Here is a 19,586-nt window from a genome sequence, read left to right as displayed (position 1 = left end):
TCCTATAACTAGTAATCATCAACATGAACTTTAAAGATAGAGCAAATTTCTATATCGACTATTTAAAAAATGATATTATTCCGTTTTGGTTAAACCATTCATTGGACAAGGAACACGGCGGTTTCTTTACCTGTCTGGATCGCGATGGAAAGATTTTCGACACAGACAAATTTATGTGGCTTCAACATCGCCAAGTTTGGACCTTATCAATGCTCTACAATAATGTGGAACAAAATCCGGTTTATCTGGAAGTCGCCAAGCAAGGAGCGGATTTTTTATTGGCACATGGTCGGGATAAAAATGGTGATTGGTATTTTTCACTTGATAAAGAAGGCAATCCGTTAACTCAACCCTATAATATATTTTCAGATTGTTTCGCAACGATGGCTTATGCCCAGTTGTTTAAAGCAACAGCTGAAGAACGGTATCGTGATATCGCTAAAAGTACTTTTCTTAGAATTTTGGAAAGGAAGGACAATCCGAAGGGTAGCTATAACAAACAGGTGACTGAAACCAGATCTTTAAAAGGTTTTTCTCTACCCATGATTTTATGCAACTTGGTCTTGGAAATAGAACATCTTTTACCTGCCGATCAGGTTGAAGAGGTATTGCATTATGGTGTAAATGAAGTGATGAACGTATTTTATAAAAAAGAGTTGGGCGTTATTGTAGAAAATGTTGATCAACAGGGGAATCTTCATGACTCGTTTGACGGCCGCTTAGTGAATCCAGGTCATGGACTGGAGTCGATGTGGTTTGTTATGGATATCGCAAAAAAATGGGGCGATCAAAAGCTTATTGAACAATGTGTCCAGATAAGTCTTCAAACCATTGAATACGGTTGGGATGCAAAACACGAAGGTATTTTTTATTTTTTGGATATGAAAGGGTATCCCCCTCAACAACTGGAATGGAATCAAAAACTGTGGTGGGTACATCTTGAAGCAGCGATTGCCATGCTAAAAGGCTATCAGCTTACCCAAAATCCCGAATGTTTGGCATGGTATCAACGTTTGCACAATTACATCTGGAAATATTTTGTGGATCCAGCCTATGGGGAGATGTTTGGCTATTTAACACGCGAAGGAGATGCATTGCTTCCATTAAAAGGCGGTAAGTGGAAAGGCTTTTTTCATACGCCACGTGCGTTGTATCAGCTTGCGACAATAGCTAATGAGATACACAATATGCAACCTGTTCGTTTTTAACTTAAATAGATATGATACCTGAAACATCATCTACGATCCAAAATCCATCTGCGGAACAACACGTTCCTTCATACAAAATAGCCCTGTTAATATTGGCTATTCTTTATTTCTTGCTGGGATTTATCACGGTGTTGAATGATACATTGGTTCCATTTTTTAAAGAAGGATTTAATCTTTCCTATGCCCAGTCTTCCCTCGTGCAATTTTATTTCTATCTGACGTACGGACTTATTTCCATTCCCGCGGGTAAGGTGGTCGATAGAATCGGTTATAAAAATGGAATGGTATTAGGATTTTGTATTGCAGCTTTCGGAACAATTTTGTTTTATCCAGCCTCTGTATTTCATGAATACGGATTGTTTCTCGGTGCGTTGTTTGTCATCGCTATGGGTATCGTATTGCTTCAGGTCTCGGCCAATCCCTATATTACGATTCTTGGACCAGCAAAAAGTGCCGCTTCACGATTAACCTTTATACAAGGTGTGGGTTCTTTGGGAACAACGTTAGCACCTATTTTCGGTGCGCAGTTTATTCTGGCCCGGGTGGCTGAGCAGGGTAGTGCTTCTTCTGTTCTCGTGAAACCCTATTTGGTTATAGGATCGGGTTTATTTCTGATTGGTATTATTATATTTTCTATAAAACTCCCTGTCGTCAAAATTATACAAAACGAAGGAAGTCAATTGGTAAAAAGACTGACGACGATACAAGTGATTCAACGCTTTCCTAACTTAAAATTCGGCATATTTGCGCTATTCATGTATGTAGGCGCAGAAGTTGGTATAGGTACGTATCTAACCAATTATATTGCAGATCGGTTGTCTATTACGGAGAGTAGCGCCAGTTTTTACCTTTCGTATTATTGGGGAGGCATGTTGGTGGGACGATTTCTAGGTGCATTTTTTCTTCAAAGGTTTCAAAGTACAAGGGTGTTGTTTGTAGTTTCCTTTATTGCCGCCTTATTGGTATTATCTTCCATTATAGGACAAGGTCATTTCTCTGTTTGGTGTATGGTTTTAGCAGGGCTTTGCAATTCTATTATGTTCGCCACCATCTTTTCGCTATCTATAGCTGGATTAGGAAACAATACGGGGACGGCATCCGGATTATTATCAACAGCGATTGTTGGAGGCGCTATGATGACTTATCTACAAGGGGTATTGAAAGACGGGTACTCTTGGGAGACCGCGTTTGTTTTGCCAATTTTAAGTTATGTTGTCATTATGTGTTTTAGTGTTTATTTGTCTTCATCCTATCAACGCCAAAGCCAATAACAAAAAACACGAACGAAGGAACTACCCAACCTAATTCATAAGCAAAGAAGGGGATGTGGTTGAACCATGTCAAACTATCGGTATGTAAGATGCCTAATATCTTCATGACATTTAAGGTTGCGATGATCGTGGAAGCAATTAATGCCAAGATATACGGTAGTTTGGTTTTGACGAACCGTCCGAATATAACGATATATAAAACCAGTGTAATGACAATAGGGTAGACGAAAGCCAATGGCGGATAAGCAAACTGGATAATGTTATCTACTCCCGTGACAGAAAGGATGCCTGAAATAATACAGGAAATAGTGACCAATAGCCTATACCCTAGTTTACCATTGGTCAAGTTACTAAAGAAGGTGCCTACGGCGGTAGTCAGTGCAATGGCAGTAGTTAGGCAAGCCAATGCGATACTGATAGCTATAGCTAACGTACCATATTGTCCGAGGATACTGTTAGAAATATGAATGAGCAAGGCTGACCGTGTGAGGTCGGTGTTTTCTATATCAGAAGTAGCTCCGAGATAAACTAATCCACCATAAATAAAAAATAGACAAGCGGCGGCAAGAGCCCCCGATGCAATGACGACTTTGTTCTTTTCCCTAATACGCTCGTAACCTTTGGCTTTCGTTGCTGAGATAATAATACCCGCAAATATTACGGACGCTAATACATCGAGTGTTTGGTAACCCTCGATAAATCCCAGGGTAAATGCTTCCGGAGCAGAAAGTATATCGGTTTGCGGCTCGGCAATAGGGTTGGCGATGCCCATACCAATTAAGATAACAAGTACAAGGAGTAAAAAAGGTGTTAGGATATTTCCAACCAAATCCACAACCTTAGACGGAACAATCGAAAACAGCCAAGTGATAGCAAAAAAGAGAATAGATGTCCACACCGGATTGCTGTTAGGGAAGGAGGGGAGTATCCCGACTTCAAATGTTGTCGCCGCGGTGCGTGGAAGCGCGATTAGCGGGCCAATACAGATCATGATGACAGACCCGAGGATAGCAGCGAGGTTCTTATTGATACGGTGGCCTAAATCATTAAAATCATCTCCCGAATTAGTAACCGAGAGTATTCCCAGAAAAGGGAGTAAGATTCCGGTAAGCCCAAATGCCAAGATAGTTATCCAAACATGATCGCCTATTTGTAGACCGATAAAAGGAGGCAGCAGCAAATTCCCCGCTCCAAAGAACATCGCAAATAGAGCAAAACCGATGGTGGTAATATCTCGTAATTTTCTCAAAATAATATACTAAAATAATAACTCAACCAATTGTTTCGCTTCTTTCACATCATGAACGCGGAGCATTTGTACGCCTTTCGCTAGTAATAGTGTGTTTAATGCGATGGTACCTGTCAACGCCTCATCGGCAGTAATACCCAGTTTTTTGTAAACCATCGATTTACGGGAAATCCCACCTAATATAGGCAAACCAAAATAGTGCAATTCATCTACCCGATGCAAGAGTTCATAGTTTTGTTCAATTGTCTTCGCAAATCCGAAACCCGGATCAAGAATAATATCTTTCACCCCCAATGCTCGCAATGCAGAAATCTTTTCTCCTAATGCTGTCGCCACATCTACAGCTATATCATCATAATTCGTTAACGTTTGCATCGTTTCTGGTGTGCCCCGCATGTGCATCAAGATGTAGGGCACTTGTAATCGAGCTACGATAGCAAACATATGCTCGTCGAGTGTGCCGCCCGAAATATCATTGATAATGTGTACACCAGCTTCTACACAGGCTTCTGCGACATCGGCCCGAAACGTATCGATAGAAAGGATAAGGTTAGGGTGTCTTTTAGTTAATTCCCGAATAACCGGTATGGCTCTATTTATTTCCTCTTCTGAGGAGACAGGGGATGCCCCTGGACGGGAAGAATAAGCGCCGATGTCGATGATATCCACCCCCTCCTGAATGAGTTCTTCCGCTTTTCGCAAAGCATGATCAAGATCATTATGCCTTCCTCCATCAAAAAAGGAATCGGGTGTTACGTTTAGAATTCCCATAATCAAGGGCTTCTCGAACGTGATCAATTGCCCCCTCGCATTGATAGTTTGTGTAGGTGTTGTTTGTAAATACTTCATGTATGAATTCACTCCACGTTACTTCCGTAAAAACTCAAATTTACCACTAGGGTCCAGCTTCATCACCGTAGAAGACTTGCCATCCCCCTTTTCATGTTGACCGTACTCGACAATGTAATCAACACCGGCTTTGATCTGTTCGGAAATTTCCCCGAAACAAGATGGAGAAACCTCTCCACTGCTATTTGCTGATGTAGATACAATAGGTTTACGAAACCTTTGTAGTAATTGTTCACAGAAAGGATGGCGAACAATACGTATGCCGATGCTGCCATCGGGAGCAACAACATTCGGAGCTAGATTTTTGGCATTCGAATACACAATAGTTAAGGGTTTTTCACTGTATTCTATCAATTCGTATGCGACCTCCGGTATATCATTGACGTAGCTTGCAAGTTGGTTGTCGTTGTGCAGCAAGACGATTAGACTTTTATGCTGATCGCGTCCTTTTAAAGCAAAGACTTTTTCTACAGCTTCTGCATTGGTAGCATCACATCCTATACCCCAAATGGTATCGGTAGGATAAAGAATAAGCCCTCCGTTTTTCAATGTTTCAAGGGCTTTATTCACATCTTCTCTATGTACCGTGGTATGTTTCATTAAACCGCTACATTGTGCTCGCGTAGTGCGTCGTTTAATGACGTTTTCTTATCGGTAGATTCCTTACGCTGGCCGATAATCAGGGCACAAGGTACTTGGTATTCGCCGGCAGGAAATTCTTTTGTATAAGAACCCGGAATCACAACAGAACGTGCTGGAACGTAGCCTTTGTATTCCACCGGTTCAGCGCCCGAAACGTCAATGATTTTTGTGGATGCGGTTAATACCACATTTGCACCTAAAACCGCTTCTGTTTCCACACGGATACCCTCTACAACAATGGCACGTGAGCCTACAAATACATTGTCTTCAATGATAACAGGTGCTGCTTGGACAGGTTCCAAAACGCCACCAATACCCACTCCACCACTTAAATGGACATTTTTACCAATTTGCGCACAGGAACCTACGGTAGCCCAGGTGTCTACCATCGTACCTGCGTCCACGTAGGCACCGATGTTCACGTAAGAAGGCATCATGATGACACCTTTAGATAGATAAGCGCCATAGCGCGCACTCGCTCCCGGAACAACACGCACCCCAAGGGCTTTGTAATTCGTTTTTAGTTCCATTTTATCATGATAAACAAAAGGGGTGTTATTGATCTCTTTCATTTCCTGGATGGGGAAATAAAGGATAACCGCTTTTTTTATCCAGTCATTTACATGCCATCGGGTGCCAATCGGCTCCGCTACACGTAATTCACCTTTGTCGAGCTTATCGATGACCACTTTAACAGCCTCGTAATGCTCTTTATATTCTAATAACTGCCTGTTTTCCCAAGCATCTTCAATTAATTTTTGCAATTTGTGTAAATCCATTTTTTATTTTATGTTATAACATGTAAAGGTTGAATACAAACTTAAAAAAAATCCTTGCTTTTCCTTTTTTTCTCTCAAAAAAAGTCGTCGCTTCGAATCTTTGAGGAGAAGGTTCGTACTAAGAACTAGTTTCTACAAACCTCAAAAATTCGGAGGCGACCTTTAATATTAAGGAAGGGATCATGCAATTGTATTGTCCCTTTCTTAACCTATGACGTCCATCCGGAATTTTGACAACTGTAGAAATCTTCCCTTTGCACCTTCCCTCCCTGTCAAAAATCTGAAGGACGAGCTTTATGGATTCGTGTTTATTTTGGCATCCATGAGCTCGCTTCGCTCGGTTTTGCTTCTTTTTCGCGGGGAAAAGAAGATAAAAAACTTATTTTTGCTATATGGCAGCAGAAACGGAAAAACTACGAATTGATAAATACTTGTGGGCAATTCGTATATTCAAGACGAGAAGCTTGGCAACGGAGGCGTGTAAAGCTGGACGCGTAAAACTCAATGGGCAGAATGTAAAACCTTCTTATATTGTCAAAATAGGGGAAACCTATTCGGTTCAGAAGGGGATCGAACGTAAAGTGATTCATGTTTTAGGATTATTAGAAAGACGTGTAGATGCGAAAACGGCGGTGCAGTTTTACGAAGACCAGACACCGGTAGAAGAAACGTATGCGTTTAAATCGACATTCCACGCTCCCGTGTTGAAGCGTGATCGGGGTACGGGACGACCGACAAAGAAAGATCGTCGCGAGATAGACGATTTGAAATCGGATTGGTGGGAAGATGAAGAAAGCTAAAACCCTATTCGCTATTTTATGTTCCTGCTGGTTCTGTTGTTCTGCAGGGACGGATGTAGATTCGGTGCAAAGAGAATTGGAGCAGGCGCTTCGAGACAGTGAGCGGTTTGAGCAGCATAAGCTGCGAAAAATAGAGGGAATAAAACGTAATCTGAAGCATAACCAGGTAATCGCGCAGCAAGCGGATTTGCTGTTCCAGCTTATTCAGGAATACCGTAAATATCAGATCGATTCGGCTATTCGTTACACGCAGCAATATAAAGACGTTGTGGAGCGGTTACAAGATCCGGAACGGATTAACCAAGCCTCCATTTTATTAGCCCGCCTATTATCTTCCGCCGGAAAATTTATTGAATCTGGAAATCTGCTGCGACAAATCGAACGAGACAGCCTGTCTGCGGCATTACTGCCCGATTATTTTGATGCTTTTCTAGCGTTTAACAGCCATTACGGACAAAGCAGCAATACAGAACGCTATTTTACGCAAAGTGAAATTTATCGAGATTCTTTATTGACTGTTTTGGATGCATCATCATTGGATTATAGTATTGCGTTGGCGACAAAATACCTCTTTCATCATGAGGCGGATAAAGCCCGGGAGATATTATCGCAGCTGCTCCGTGAAACAACCGATAATCAACCCGAACGGGCTGTAATTGCCTACCTAATGGGGATTATTTATAAAAACGAAGGAGATATAGAAAAACAATGCTATTATTTTGCAGTCTCGGCCATAACCGATATTAAGCAGGTGGTGAAAGATAATGCTTCCTTGCAGAGTTTGGCGTTATGCTATTATGAGACAGGTGATATAGATAGGGCTTTTACGTTTATTCAGAAAGCGATCGACGATGCGGTCTTTTCCAATGTCCGCTATCGTACACTGGAGAACTCGTCGTTTTACTCCATTATTAACGCTTCCTTTCAGGAAAAGGAGGCGGAACAAAAGCGTATACTACGGCAAAACCTGATCATCATTAGTGCGCTTACCATCTTGCTCATGCTCGTTTTGTTCGCCTTATATCAGCAAATTAAAAAATTGAAAATTGCACGGGCAGATTTGCATAACGCCAACCAAGCATTGCAACATCTCAATGAGCAATTGCTGCATGTCAATACCGATCTCTCTGAAGCCAACCATATTAAGGAAGAGTATATTGCCCAGTTTTTTGATATCTGTTCCAGCTATATCGATAAGATTGAGGAACAACGTGCGGCAATACGAAAGAAATTCGCACGAGGACAACTGGATGATATTGGCAAAATGTTAAAATCACAGGATGTTGTGAAACATGAGCTCGAAGATCTATACCGGAATTTCGATGTTATTTTCTTAAATCTATACCCGTCGTTTCTGGACGATTTCAATAAACTGTTACGACCGGAGGAACACATGACCACAAATAAAGGGGAACTGAATACCGAGCTGCGTATCTTTGCGTTAATTCGCCTCGGCATCACAGATTCTGCGAAGATTGCGTCCTTTCTTCGGTACTCGTTGCGTACGGTATACAATTATCGCGTGAAAGTACGTAATAAAGTCGCCGGTTCAAAGGATGAATTTGAAGCTAAAATTCGAGATATAGGTACCATTCGTTCTTTTTAAACGGGTATACTATTTACTTTTTGCTTTCTGATTTTTTATCTTAAATACCTTTTTTTTAAGTAGTTGTAATTTTTTTTGGTTTACTTTTCTGGTGTAGGAAGGCTTTTTTTATCTTTTTTGCACACTTCCTTGACTACTTTTGTGTAATCCCTTTTGGGAAGAGGAAACTTACAGTTATAATCCAAAAACAAACGCTAAAAACTTATGGTATTTTCGATGAAAAGGCTACGTCCTTTATTTCTTTTAACAATACTGCTGATGGGGGGAGGAATGCTGTTTGGGCAGACCATTACCACCTTGCGCGGAACAGTAAAAGATGGACAGACACAAGAACCCATCGTAGGCGCCACGGTCACGGTATCGGGTCTGTCGATCACAACATCTACTTCTAACACGGGAACCTTTACGCTTGCCAACGTACCCTCGGGGGCAGCTTTAGTTGTTTCGTATATCGGGTATGAGACATCTACAACTATTGTGAATAGTACGGCTGTAGACATTGCTTTGGAACCAAGTAGTTCTACATTGGATGATGTGGTGGTCATCGGTTATGGTTCCATCAAAAGGAAGGATGTAACCACAGCGATTTCGAGTGTTTCGTTGGAAGACTTGAATGAAAGACCCGTCGTATCGGCCGGACAGGCTATTCAGGGTAAGGCAGCAGGTGTATCTGTTATACAGCCTAATGGTGCACCCGGTGGCGAAACGTCTATCCGCATACGCGGTACAACTTCTTTCAACGCCAGCAATTCACCGCTTTATGTTGTAGATGGGGTACCGGTGGAAAACATGAGCTTTCTCTCACCCAACGATATTGCCGACATACAAATCCTAAAAGATGCCTCATCAGCAGCTATTTACGGCTCGCGGGCAGCCAATGGAGTTATATTGGTGACCACCAAACAGGGGAGAGCAGGCGATGCCAAGATAGCCTTGAATACACAACTGACGCGGAACAATGTCATCAGTAAGATAGAATCGCTGAATGCCGCACAATATAAAGATTTGCAGGATGAAATCGGTATTGTGCATGTGCCGACGGGGCTTCAGGATAAAACAGACTGGTTTGACGAAACTTTTCAAAACGGTCTGATGCAAAATTACCAGCTATCGATTTCAGATGGTAATGAGAAACTCCGCTATATGCTTTCGGGTGGTATGTTGGATGAGGCTGGTGTAATCAAATCCTCTTTTTTCCGTCGTTATAATATCCGGGCGAGTATAGAGAATAATGTACGCGACTGGCTGAAAATTAATGCCAATATCTCGTATTCAGACAAGAATATAAATGGCATCAACACCGGTAATGGCGCGAATCGCGGAGGTGTAGTGCTGTCCGTAATCAATACCCCGAGCTATGCGGAAATTTGGGATCTGGACAATCCGACGCAATATTACACGGATTTTTATGGGGTGAATATTACTAGTCCGTTGGAGAATATCGCCCGGACAAAAAATAACAATGGTCGGGAAAACTGGTTGATCGCTTCTGGAAGTGCTACGGCGACCTTTACGTCGGAGCTAAATTTTAAAACCATGCTATCTATCGACCGCCGGAATGGGTTGACGACGACTTTTCTGGATCCGATATCGACCTCTTGGGGGCGTAACCAATATGGCGAAGCAACGGATAATCGGAATGTCAATACGGTGCTGACTTTTGATAACGTGTTGAATTTCAATAAGCAATATGGCAAGCACGGCATCGATTTGATGGGCGGAACCTCTTGGACAACGTCGGACTACCGGAATAGTTGGATTAATGGTTCGCATTTTCGTAATGATCTGATCCAGACCTTGAACGCAGCGAATAAAATTTCGTGGACGGGAACTGGATCGGGTGGTTCGCAGTGGGCTATCATGTCACTATTTGGGCGGGCAGCTTATAATTTTGACGGGAAGTATTTGGTTACGGCCAATCTGCGCGCAGATGGTTCTTCTAAATTGCATCCAGATTACCGTTGGGGTCTATTTCCATCGGTATCCGCAGCCTGGCGACTATCATCAGAAGATTTTCTCTCGGATGTTAGCTGGATTAATGATTTGAAAATCCGCGGTGGTTGGGGTGAGACGGGAAACCAATCGGGGTTAGGAGATTACTCCTATCTACAGACCTATAATATAACGCGCGTGTCTTGGTTTACAACCGGACAGGAAAATGCTTTACCGGTGATAAGTGCAGCCAATTTGCGGACCCGTGATTTGCGTTGGGAAACAACTGCGCAAACCAATGTGGGCGTGGATTTCACGGCTTTTGCCAATCGCTTGACGGTGAATCTAGATTATTATTACAAAAAAACAAGAGATGTCCTGATGTATGCCACGGTGCCGAGCGGCGCGCGGGATGTAGGCGCCATTCGGCGGAATGAGGGTGCGATAACTAACAAGGGGGTGGATGTGAACATAAGCAGCAAGAATATGGTGAACGATTTTAAATGGTCTACGGACTTCAATATTTCGTTCAACCGTAATCGTCTGGATAAATTGGAACTGCAAAAGATATACTATACGGCGACTACTTCTGATTTTATTAATGATTATGCGGTCCGCAATGAACCCGGACGTGCTCTAGGCGGTTTCTTCGGCTATATCAGCGATGGTGTAAATCCAGAAACCGGCGAACTGATGTACCGGGATTTGAACGGTGACGGAAGAATTTCTTCGTCTGATAGGACATATATCGGTGATCCGAATCCTGATTTTACCTTCGGTCTGACGAATAGTTTTTCTTACAAAGGCTTTAATCTGAGTGTGTTCCTGCAAGGTTCTTACGGAAATGATATTTTTAATGCCTCGCGTATGGAAACCGAAGGCATGTACGACGGTAAAAACCAATCAACACGTGTATTGGAACGCTGGCGTGTACCGGGACAGGAAACGGTCATTCCTAAAGCAGGCTTCGACCTGAAAAATTCCACCTATTTCGTCGAAGATGGCAGTTTCCTTCGGGTAAAGAATATTGCCCTGTCTTACGATGTGAAAAGCGCCGCGTTGAACCGTATTGGTATCAACCGACTGCAGCCTTTTGCATCGGTGAACAATATACTTACCCTCACCAAATACCTGGGTTTCGATCCCGAAGTGAATCAGTGGGGTAATTCTGGTGCAGTACAGGGAATAGATTGGGGAACCTATCCACAGAACAGATCTTTTGTGGTTGGCTTAAATGTAGAGTTTTAATTCGTAAATCTGATGAACATGAAAAGATATAGAACTATATGCAACAGTATACTTTTGATGGTGATACTGACTTGGACGCAATCTTGTTCGCTGGTACGGGATCCGTTGGATGCTTATTCGGATGTAACGGAAGGCGTGAACGAAGCAGGTGAATACGTCGCGTTTCGTGATAAAGCTGCGGTGGTCAGCCACCTGCAACTGCTGTATAACCAGATTCGTGACCGGCAGGAACACTGGCACCTGGATTATTTGCTGATCGGCGACGCACATGCCGATAATGCTTATGCCGGAACGACAGGTGCTGAGGTATTGCCCTTTGAGAATAATGCTATTGACGGTTCCAACAGCGTGTTGGCGCGGGATTGGGATCGTTTCATGGAGGATGTAGGACGCGCTAATCGTCTGATTGTCTACATTGATTCTGTAGATGATACGTCATTGACCACTGCCGAACGTAAACAATATAAAGCAGAAGCGAAGATATTCCGGGCGATGATCTATTTCGATATGGTACGCCTATGGGGTGATGTGCCGGTGATTACGACAGTGGCTAAAGACATCACTTCCGAGAATATTGAAGAAGTATACCCTACGTATTTTCCAGAACAGAATACAGAAGAGGAAGTATACCAGCAAATTGAAAAAGACCTGTTGGAGGCTATTCCGGATGCACCTGCCAATAACGCAGGCGACAAGACAAAATTCAGTAAGTCGGTTGCCCGCGCATTGCTGGCTAAAATATATGCAGAGAAACCATTACGCGACTACAATAAGGTGATTCAGTATGCCGATGAACTGGCTGCAGATGGTTTTGCGCTGGAAGAAGATTTTACCAATCTGTTTGGTATGAACACAGAACAGACCGATGCAAAGAAACGTAACACTACAGAATCTATATTGGAAGGGCAATTTTTCTCTGGTAACGGCAACTGGGCTACCTGGATGTTTGGGAGAAATTTGATCAACTACAATGAAAATTTTACCTGGGCAAAATGGGTTACACCTTCGCGCGATCTGATCAGTGCTTTTCAACGGGAGGGCGACGATATACGTTTCAGCGAATCTGTGGTGTATTACCAAACGACCTGGAGCAATTACTATCCAGCTAATAATTATCCGTTTATGTACAAGCTGCGTTCAGCGGTGAGCAGTATCATTAAATATCGCTATGCGGATATTCTACTGCTTAAAGCCGAAGCACTGATTATGAAAGACAGTCCTGATCTGAATGCAGCGGCTACTATTATCAACCAAGTACGTGCAAGGGTAGGGTTAAGTGCGCTTTCGTCTGCTGTTCGCGGTAATAAGACATCTATGGTGGAAGCGTTGTTGACAGAAAGAAGGTTGGAACTTGCTTTTGAGGGTCAGCGCTGGTATGATTTAAGGCGTTTAGATAAAGTGGAAGAAGTGATGAATAGCGTATATGCCAAAGATTCGGGTAGAAGAGCCCAGGTATATCCGTTCAACGAATATTCTTATCGTATGCCGATACCGCAAAGCATGCTGGATCAGAATCCGAATTTAAAACAGAATTTAGGTTATTAATCAAGAAATAAAATAGATGAAAACATTCAAGAAGAAAATGATATTAGGGAATCTGCTGAGTATGATGGTTATGGCTTGCGGATCGAGTACCAAAAATGATGTGACGCCGGATCTACCAGGCCCAACTTCGGGCGATGTAACCGTTTATATAACGACAGCAGCGCGTACGCAAGAGTTTAGAAAAACATATGTCGATTTCGGTTCCGATGTAAATATGTCGCCACGCACTATCTTACTGAACGAGCATGTAAAATATCAGACGATGGACGGCTTCGGTGCTGCGATAACCGGTTCGACGGCGTATAACCTGTTGAAGATGACACAGGCTGACCGGACAAAATTTCTGAAAGAGACGTTCGATGTAAATGAGGGTATGGGGCAAAGCTATATCCGTATCGCGATCGGCTGTTCAGATTTTTCCATGAGTGAATATACCTTGGCCGACCAACCAGGTATTGAAAATTTTGCTTTGCAGGAAGAAGAAAAGAAATATGTTATTCCGATTCTGAAAGAAATTCTCGCTATTAATCCCGATATCAAAATCATGGGATCGCCTTGGACACCCCCCAAGTGGATGAAAGTAAATAATCTAACGGATTTGGCACCACACGATTCCTGGACCGGTGGTCATCTGAATCCTGTATATTATCAAGACTACGCCACGTATTTTGTAAAGTGGATTCAGGCTATGAAAGCGGAAGGCATTGAAATTTATTCCATCACGCCGCAAAATGAACCCTTGAATCCCTTAAACTCGGCTTCTATGTTGATGTATTGGGACGAACAACGTGATTTTGTGCGCGATGCACTGGGACCTAAGTTTCAGCAAGCGGGCATCAGCGCAAAAATATATGCTTTTGACCATAACTATAATTACGACAATATAAGTAGTCAGGACGATTATCCCGCTAAGATTTATGAGGATACGGAGGCGGCAGCTTATTTTGCCGGAGCAGCTTATCATAATTATGGAGGTGATAAAGCGGAATTATTGGATATACATACCAAAGCGCCCGAAAAAGAGCTGGTGTTCACGGAAACATCTATCGGTACCTGGAATACCGGTCAAAATCTTGGAAAACGGCTTTTGGAGGATATGAAAGAGGTCGCATTGGGTACGGTTAACAACTGGTGTCGTGGTGTTATCGTTTGGAATTTGATGTTAGATTCAGAACGGGGTCCGAACCGGGACGGAGGTTGTCAAACTTGTTTCGGAGCGGTAGATATCAGTTCGACAGACTATAAAACGATAAAGAAAAATTCACATTACTTTATTGTAGGGCACCTCTCATCGGTGGTAAAACCTGGCGCATTACGTATCGGTACGGAAGGTTTTACGGAAGATGGAGTTGTGCTGTCAGCTTTTAAGAATCCAGACAACAGCTATGCGGTGGTGTTGCTCAATGAGAACACGGCGGATAAACGTATTACTTTTTCGGATGGAACAAACTATTTTGGAGCAGAAATTCCGGCACAGTCGGTGGTTTCATATACTTGGAAATGATGAACAAGATAAAGAAATATATAGGCTTTTTTCTCTGCTTGGTTGCGGTAGTAGCCTGTAAAGAAGACTATGAATATCCTCTTGGGGGTGGAAACCCGATTATGACGTTAAACGAGGTGCCTACAACGGCCCTGTTTGGCGATAGTATCCCTTTTAATGTGCATGTATCGGATGATGGAAAGGCCTTGTCTACGTTAAAAGCGCAATTGTATTTCAGTGGTGATCTGGTTTCAGAAACGATTATCCGTACCAAGGAATACGGTAATTACAATGGTAAAATTTATGTACCATTCTTGAAAAATATTCCAGATGGAACAGCACAACTGAAATTCGTGCTGGAAAATGTCGGGATGGTGAAAAACGAGCAGCAGAAAGATCTGGCACTTTCCCGTCCGGACTTTCCTTACTTGACCTTAGTGGATTCGGATGGAGAGGAGTATCGGATGGAGAAAGAATCACTGTATCATTATAGCGTAACCGGCAATTTTCCGCAAGCACTCCGTGCACGTATAAAATCGCCAAAAGTAGGAGAGAACGGTAATGAGCTGATTTTCGGAAAATCGGTTGATAATCAAATAATCGTAGGGGAAACCGCCGATCTGATCAGCTTTTCCGGTACGGAAACGGCTTATGAGGTTACCCTCAATGTCCTGACTTATGAGCACGGACCTTTGGTGGAAATGACGTTTGATGGAGAGGATATGATCGCTTTGGATGCTGATAGTTACTATGTACAAAAGACGCTGACGCAGGGACAAACCATTCAGGTCACAGGTGTTGAGCTGGCCGAATGGTGGGTCGATCCGGATTATTTTATAAAAGGAACGGATGGTGGTTTGACGTTCTTACCGATGAGTGGGGAATATCGTGTGGTTGCCGACACGGAATCGAAATCTTTTGCGATTGCCCGTATGGAAGGCGAGAACGAAGCAACGCTTGGTGATGATGGGCATGGAGCGCTTTGGCTGATGGGTTGGGGTGTAGGTTCACCTTCATTGGATTCACAATTTGGCTGGAATCCGGGAGCGGCGTACTGTGTAGCTGAAATTTCAGCTAAAAAGTATCAATTTACCGGTATTGCCGGACCGGAGCAGGGTTCATCACTCGGACAACGTTTCCGCACAGATTATTTAGATTTTAAATTTTTCTTCCAGAACGGCTGGGGTGGTGAGTTCAGCAGTCTGACTTTAGCAGCAGGCTCGGAAAGCTTGATAAAACTAACCAGTAGTTGGAATATTGGGCTTGCTGATGGTGTGACATTGGAGGAAGGCGCCACATATGTACTTACGGTCGATTTAACAGGAGGAAATGATAATGGAGTAGTTTCTTTCGCGAAACGTTAAAGGTACCGGTGATTATCGTTGTCACGGAATACGATAATGTCCCATATATCTTACAATGCTATTCGCCCGTCGGTTAACGTAAGCTGACGGGCGTTTGGCATCCCACTTTTGAGGGCTTGGCAGAATAGCGATAATAAGTGCAGCTTCTTTTCTGGTTAAGCTTTTAGCAGATTTGTGAAAGTAGTACTGTGCTGCTGCTTCAGCTCCATATACCCCTTGTCCCATTTCGATGACATTTAAGTATACCTCCAGTATACGTTTCTTACTCCAAAACGCCTCGATTAACACCGTGAAATACGCCTCCAGTCCCTTTCGTAACCAAGAACGTTGCGGCCAGAGAAAAACATTTTTAGCCACTTGTTGGCTGATGGTACTGCCTCCCCGTAACGATTTTCCGGCTTTGTTTCTTTCCATTGCTTTCTCGATGGCTTTTGTATCAAATCCGCTATGCGTTAAGAAATACGCATCCTCTCCGGCGATCGCTGCAAGCTTGAGATTGTCAGACATATCGTCATAGGACAACCATTTTTTATCTATTTTCCATTCTTTCCCGACAGCTTTTCGTTCAAAACCCCTTTTGACTTGAAGATAAGTGAGGGGAGGATTGATGAAGGTAAGTAGTAATACCCAGGTAATAGTAAGTCCGAAAAAGCCAATGATAAGACGCATCGACCATTTTTTGACCGCTGTGCGCCATGTCTTACGGGGTGCTTTTTTCCTCGTGTTTTTTTTCGTTGATGACCGTTTGATTGCCATTTTTTTTCTGGTTCGATAAGCAAAACTAGAAGATTTTTTTCAAAATATCATTCACCTTGCCAAATCACATCATTTCCCTTATTTTTACGGTTCATTAAAAATCATAAAACCATTGGCAAAGGCGAAGAAGCAAACACCTTTAATGCAGCAATATAATACGATCAAGGCGAAATATCCAGGGGCGTTATTGCTGTTTAGAGTAGGCGATTTTTACGAAACTTTTGGAGACGACGCTGTTAAAGCAGCCGGGATCTTGGGGATTGTATTGACTAAGCGGGGAAATGGAACCGAATCGGAAACAGCACTTGCCGGTTTTCCACATCATTCTTTGGAAACCTATTTGCCCAGATTGGTGCGGGCAGGACAACGTGTTGCTATCTGTGATCAGTTGGAAGATCCCAAACAAACGAAAACTATTGTTAAACGTGGTGTCACGGAACTTGTAACACCGGGGGTTTCCTATAACGACAACATTGTCCAGCAGAAAGCTAATAATTATTTGGCATCGATTTTTAATGAAAGAGGGCAATATGGTGTGGCTTTTCTCGATATATCTACCGGGGAATTTTTGGTAGCACAAGGAAGTGCGAGCTATATAGATAAACTTTTACAGGGGTTTAAACCGACGGAGATTATCTTGCCCAAAAAACAATATAAAGATTTTGTAGAGCAGTTTGGTGGCCAGTATTATACCTATACATTAGATGAATGGCCTTATACGGGAGATTACGCTACGGAAACACTATTGAAGCATTTCGAAGTTAAATCCATGAAGGGTTTTGGTATTGAGCGAATGCCTTTAAGCACCTTATCTGCAGGTGTTGCCCTGCATTATCTCAATGAAACAGAACATCGTAATCTACAACATATATCGAATATTTCCCGTATAGAGGAAGACCACTATATGTGGTTGGATCGCTTTACCATACGTAATTTAGAACTTATTGGCTCCGCAAACGAAAATGCGGCGACGTTGGTCGATATACTTGATGAAACCGCTTCACCTATGGGTGCACGGCTGTTAAAACGTTGGATGGTGATGCCACTGAAGGACTTGAAGTCTATACATGAGCGACTGAACGTGGTGGAATATTTTTATAATAACCGCGAACTCCGGGACGAGCTGATAAGGGAAATCAAGCAGATTGGTGATTTGGAGCGTTTGATTTCTAAAATTGGTCTTCAAAAAGCGAATCCTCGCGAAATTACACAATTGAAGCGCGCCTTATATGTCGTAGAAAAACTGAAAGCGTTGACTAATCAAGAAGCGTCCGAAGCATTGCGTGTCATTTCAGAGCAGTTGAACGTATGCCAGATCATCCGCGACAAAATGGAGCGAACCCTTCAAGCAGAACCTCCGGTAGCACTGAATAAGGGGAATGTAATTGCAAACGGTGTGGATGAGGATTTGGATAAGCTACGTAAAGTAGCTTTCGGCGGAAAAGATTATTTATTAGAAATTCAGCGTCGAGAATCGGAAGCTACGGGTATACCTTCTTTGAAAATAGCGTTCAACAATGTTTTTGGCTATTATTTAGAGGTGACAAATACGCATAAGGATAAGGTGCCAACATCGTGGGTACGGAAACAGACGTTAGTAAACGCCGAGCGTTATATTACAGAAGAGCTGAAAGAGTATGAGGAGCAGATATTGGGAGCGGAGGAAAAAATACAAGCTATTGAGAATCGTATCTACGCCGAGCTTTTGCTTGATATTGCCGCCTATATCAAACCCATTCAGCTGAATGCGCAATTGATAGCTAAGTTGGATGTACTGCTGAACTTTGCATTGATCGCGGAGAAGAACTATTATGTCAAACCCCAACTTAATGAAGGAAAAGTACTCGATATCAAGGGAGGGCGACACCCCGTTATTGAAAAACATCTGCCAATAGGCGAAGATTATATTACAAATGATACCTTATTAGACCCCGAAAACCAACAGATCATTATCATCACGGGACCCAATATGGCCGGTAAATCGGCGTTGTTGCGCCAGACAGGCCTAATTGTATTGATGGCTCAGATAGGATGTTTTGTGCCGGCAAAAGAAGCGTCTATTGGTTTAGTAGATAAAATTTTTACCCGGGTGGGTGCTTCGGATAATCTTTCCTCAGGAGAATCAACGTTCATGGTGGAAATGAATGAAACCGCCAGTATTATGAATAACTTGTCTGACAGATCGTTGATATTATTGGATGAGATCGGACGAGGAACAAGTACTTATGACGGTATATCCATCGCATGGGCTATCGCAGAATTCCTGCATAACCACCCTGCTGCTCGTGCTAAAACACTCTTTGCGACACACTATCATGAGCTTAATGAACTTACGAATTCCATGTCACGTATCAAAAACTTCAATGTGACGGTCAAGGAGATGAATAATAAGGTGATTTTTTTGCGAAAATTAATTCCCGGTGGGTCAGAACATAGCTTTGGTATCCACGTAGCGAAATTAGCAGGGATGCCCCCCAAGCTAATCGGACGTGCCAATGAAATTTTGAAACGGCTGGAGCAAGAACGTACAGGAGGAGAGCAGATTAAAGATAGTATGCGCAAGATGCAAAAGCAAGCGTATCAGTTACAAATGTTTGCCATCGATGATCCTGTTTTGGAAAAGATAAGGGATATGTTGAATAATCTGGATGTAAATACGCTGACACCGGTAGAAGCGCTTATGAAGCTGGATGAGATACAGCGGTTATTAAAAAATTAGACTTTCAACTTTTTTCCCGTAAAAAAGTTGGCAAAAACCTCGTCGCTTCAGATATTTGAGATAGTGGATAGTGCTAAGAAGGAGTTTCTACATACCTCAAACATCTGGATGCGACCTTTTAGGGTTAAGGGAGGA

The 19,586-nt window shown here is 42.7% G+C and carries 14 protein-coding genes; 9 read left to right on the top strand and 5 right to left on the bottom strand.

Annotation, left to right across the window (positions count from 1 at the left end; all coding sequences use genetic code 11):
- Window positions 1–23 precede the first annotated feature (23 nt).
- Complete coding sequence (locus EWE74_RS10940; protein ID WP_130141586.1) at window positions 24–1,208, top strand: AGE family epimerase/isomerase; 1,185 nt, start codon at window positions 24–26, stop codon at window positions 1,206–1,208.
- Between the two features lie 11 nt (window positions 1,209–1,219).
- Window positions 1,220–2,479, top strand: a complete 1,260-nt coding sequence (locus tag EWE74_RS10935; RefSeq protein WP_130141585.1) for a sugar MFS transporter — start codon at window positions 1,220–1,222, stop codon at window positions 2,477–2,479.
- On the opposite strand, the gene brnQ is transcribed toward EWE74_RS10935, so the two are convergent.
- The 4 genes from brnQ to EWE74_RS10915 are packed head-to-tail and all read right to left on the bottom strand — an operon-like array spanning window position 2,436 to window position 5,998.
- A complete protein-coding gene (gene brnQ / locus EWE74_RS10930) occupies window positions 2,436–3,728 on the bottom strand; it encodes a branched-chain amino acid transport system II carrier protein (protein WP_206365203.1) in 1,293 nt (430 codons plus the stop codon). The genes EWE74_RS10935 and brnQ overlap by 44 nt on opposite strands.
- A 9-nt stretch (window positions 3,729–3,737) precedes the next feature.
- Window positions 3,738–4,577: a dihydropteroate synthase gene (gene folP / locus EWE74_RS10925; protein ID WP_130141583.1), complete on the bottom strand. Its 840-nt coding sequence runs from the start codon at window positions 4,575–4,577 to the stop codon at window positions 3,738–3,740.
- Between the two features lie 18 nt (window positions 4,578–4,595).
- On the bottom strand, window positions 4,596–5,177 hold the full coding sequence (locus EWE74_RS10920) for an L-threonylcarbamoyladenylate synthase (protein ID WP_130141582.1): 582 nt from the start codon (window positions 5,175–5,177) through the stop codon (window positions 4,596–4,598).
- Window positions 5,177–5,998 (bottom strand): 2,3,4,5-tetrahydropyridine-2,6-dicarboxylate N-succinyltransferase, encoded by an 822-nt coding sequence (locus tag EWE74_RS10915; protein WP_130141581.1) that lies wholly within the window; start codon window positions 5,996–5,998, stop codon window positions 5,177–5,179. The genes EWE74_RS10920 and EWE74_RS10915 overlap by 1 nt, the downstream gene beginning before the upstream one ends.
- 392 nt (window positions 5,999–6,390) lie before the next feature.
- On the opposite strand from EWE74_RS10915, the gene EWE74_RS10910 reads away from it, so the two are divergent.
- The 6 genes from EWE74_RS10910 (at window position 6,391) to EWE74_RS10885 (ending at window position 15,976) form a co-directional block, all read left to right on the top strand.
- Window positions 6,391–6,798, top strand: a complete 408-nt coding sequence (locus EWE74_RS10910) for an RNA-binding S4 domain-containing protein (RefSeq protein ID WP_130141580.1) — start codon at window positions 6,391–6,393, stop codon at window positions 6,796–6,798.
- Entirely contained in the window at window positions 6,785–8,404 is a 1,620-nt protein-coding gene (locus EWE74_RS10905; protein WP_130141579.1) for a DUF6377 domain-containing protein, read from the top strand. Before EWE74_RS10910 ends, EWE74_RS10905 begins: the two co-directional genes overlap by 14 nt.
- Window positions 8,405–8,620: 216 nt before the next feature.
- Window positions 8,621–11,584, top strand: coding sequence for a SusC/RagA family TonB-linked outer membrane protein (locus EWE74_RS10900; protein ID WP_239018623.1), 2,964 nt, complete (start codon window positions 8,621–8,623; stop codon window positions 11,582–11,584).
- 18 nt (window positions 11,585–11,602) lie between these two features.
- Window positions 11,603–13,129: a RagB/SusD family nutrient uptake outer membrane protein gene (locus tag EWE74_RS10895; protein WP_206365202.1), complete on the top strand. Its 1,527-nt coding sequence runs from the start codon at window positions 11,603–11,605 to the stop codon at window positions 13,127–13,129.
- Window positions 13,130–13,145: 16 nt separating this feature from the next.
- Entirely contained in the window at window positions 13,146–14,633 is a 1,488-nt protein-coding gene (locus tag EWE74_RS10890) for a glycoside hydrolase family 30 protein (protein WP_239018622.1), read from the top strand.
- Complete coding sequence (locus EWE74_RS10885) at window positions 14,630–15,976, top strand: DUF5125 domain-containing protein (protein WP_206365201.1); 1,347 nt, start codon at window positions 14,630–14,632, stop codon at window positions 15,974–15,976. The genes EWE74_RS10890 and EWE74_RS10885 overlap by 4 nt, the downstream gene beginning before the upstream one ends.
- A 21-nt stretch (window positions 15,977–15,997) precedes the next feature.
- Here EWE74_RS10885 and mtgA read toward each other — a convergent pair whose 3' ends face one another.
- On the bottom strand, window positions 15,998–16,732 hold the full coding sequence (gene mtgA, locus EWE74_RS10880; protein ID WP_130141576.1) for a monofunctional biosynthetic peptidoglycan transglycosylase: 735 nt from the start codon (window positions 16,730–16,732) through the stop codon (window positions 15,998–16,000).
- Between the two features lie 112 nt (window positions 16,733–16,844).
- Here mtgA and mutS point away from each other — a divergent pair, with 112 nt between their 5' ends.
- Window positions 16,845–19,451 carry a DNA mismatch repair protein MutS gene (gene mutS / locus EWE74_RS10875; protein ID WP_130141575.1) on the top strand — a complete coding sequence of 869 codons (2,607 nt, stop codon included), beginning with the start codon at window positions 16,845–16,847 and terminating at the stop codon, window positions 19,449–19,451.
- Window positions 19,452–19,586 lie beyond the last annotated feature (135 nt).

The sequence above is a fragment of the Sphingobacterium corticibacterium genome (assembly GCF_004208525.1).
Taxonomy (GTDB): Bacteria; Bacteroidota; Bacteroidia; order Sphingobacteriales; family Sphingobacteriaceae; genus Sphingobacterium; species Sphingobacterium corticibacterium.
Note: the sequence above shows the minus strand (reverse complement) of the source record. Positions and strands in the feature narration are given on the sequence as shown.

What these genes read in the sequence shown, in the direction of transcription:
- EWE74_RS10940 (WP_130141586.1), top strand. Translation starts at nt 24, where the DNA reads ATGAACTTTAAAGATAGAGCAAATTTCTATATCGACTATTTAAAAAAT.
- EWE74_RS10935 (WP_130141585.1), top strand. Translation starts at nt 1,220, where the DNA reads ATGATACCTGAAACATCATCTACGATCCAAAATCCATCTGCGGAACAA.
- folP (WP_130141583.1), bottom strand. Translation starts at nt 4,577, where the DNA reads ATGAAGTATTTACAAACAACACCTACACAAACTATCAATGCGAGGGGG.
- EWE74_RS10920 (WP_130141582.1), bottom strand. Translation starts at nt 5,177, where the DNA reads ATGAAACATACCACGGTACATAGAGAAGATGTGAATAAAGCCCTTGAA.
- EWE74_RS10915 (WP_130141581.1), bottom strand. Translation starts at nt 5,998, where the DNA reads ATGGATTTACACAAATTGCAAAAATTAATTGAAGATGCTTGGGAAAAC.
- EWE74_RS10910 (WP_130141580.1), top strand. Translation starts at nt 6,391, where the DNA reads ATGGCAGCAGAAACGGAAAAACTACGAATTGATAAATACTTGTGGGCA.
- EWE74_RS10905 (WP_130141579.1), top strand. Translation starts at nt 6,785, where the DNA reads ATGAAGAAAGCTAAAACCCTATTCGCTATTTTATGTTCCTGCTGGTTC.
- EWE74_RS10900 (WP_239018623.1), top strand. Translation starts at nt 8,621, where the DNA reads ATGAAAAGGCTACGTCCTTTATTTCTTTTAACAATACTGCTGATGGGG.
- EWE74_RS10895 (WP_206365202.1), top strand. Translation starts at nt 11,603, where the DNA reads ATGAAAAGATATAGAACTATATGCAACAGTATACTTTTGATGGTGATA.
- EWE74_RS10890 (WP_239018622.1), top strand. Translation starts at nt 13,146, where the DNA reads ATGAAAACATTCAAGAAGAAAATGATATTAGGGAATCTGCTGAGTATG.
- EWE74_RS10885 (WP_206365201.1), top strand. Translation starts at nt 14,630, where the DNA reads ATGATGAACAAGATAAAGAAATATATAGGCTTTTTTCTCTGCTTGGTT.
- mtgA (WP_130141576.1), bottom strand. Translation starts at nt 16,732, where the DNA reads ATGGCAATCAAACGGTCATCAACGAAAAAAAACACGAGGAAAAAAGCA.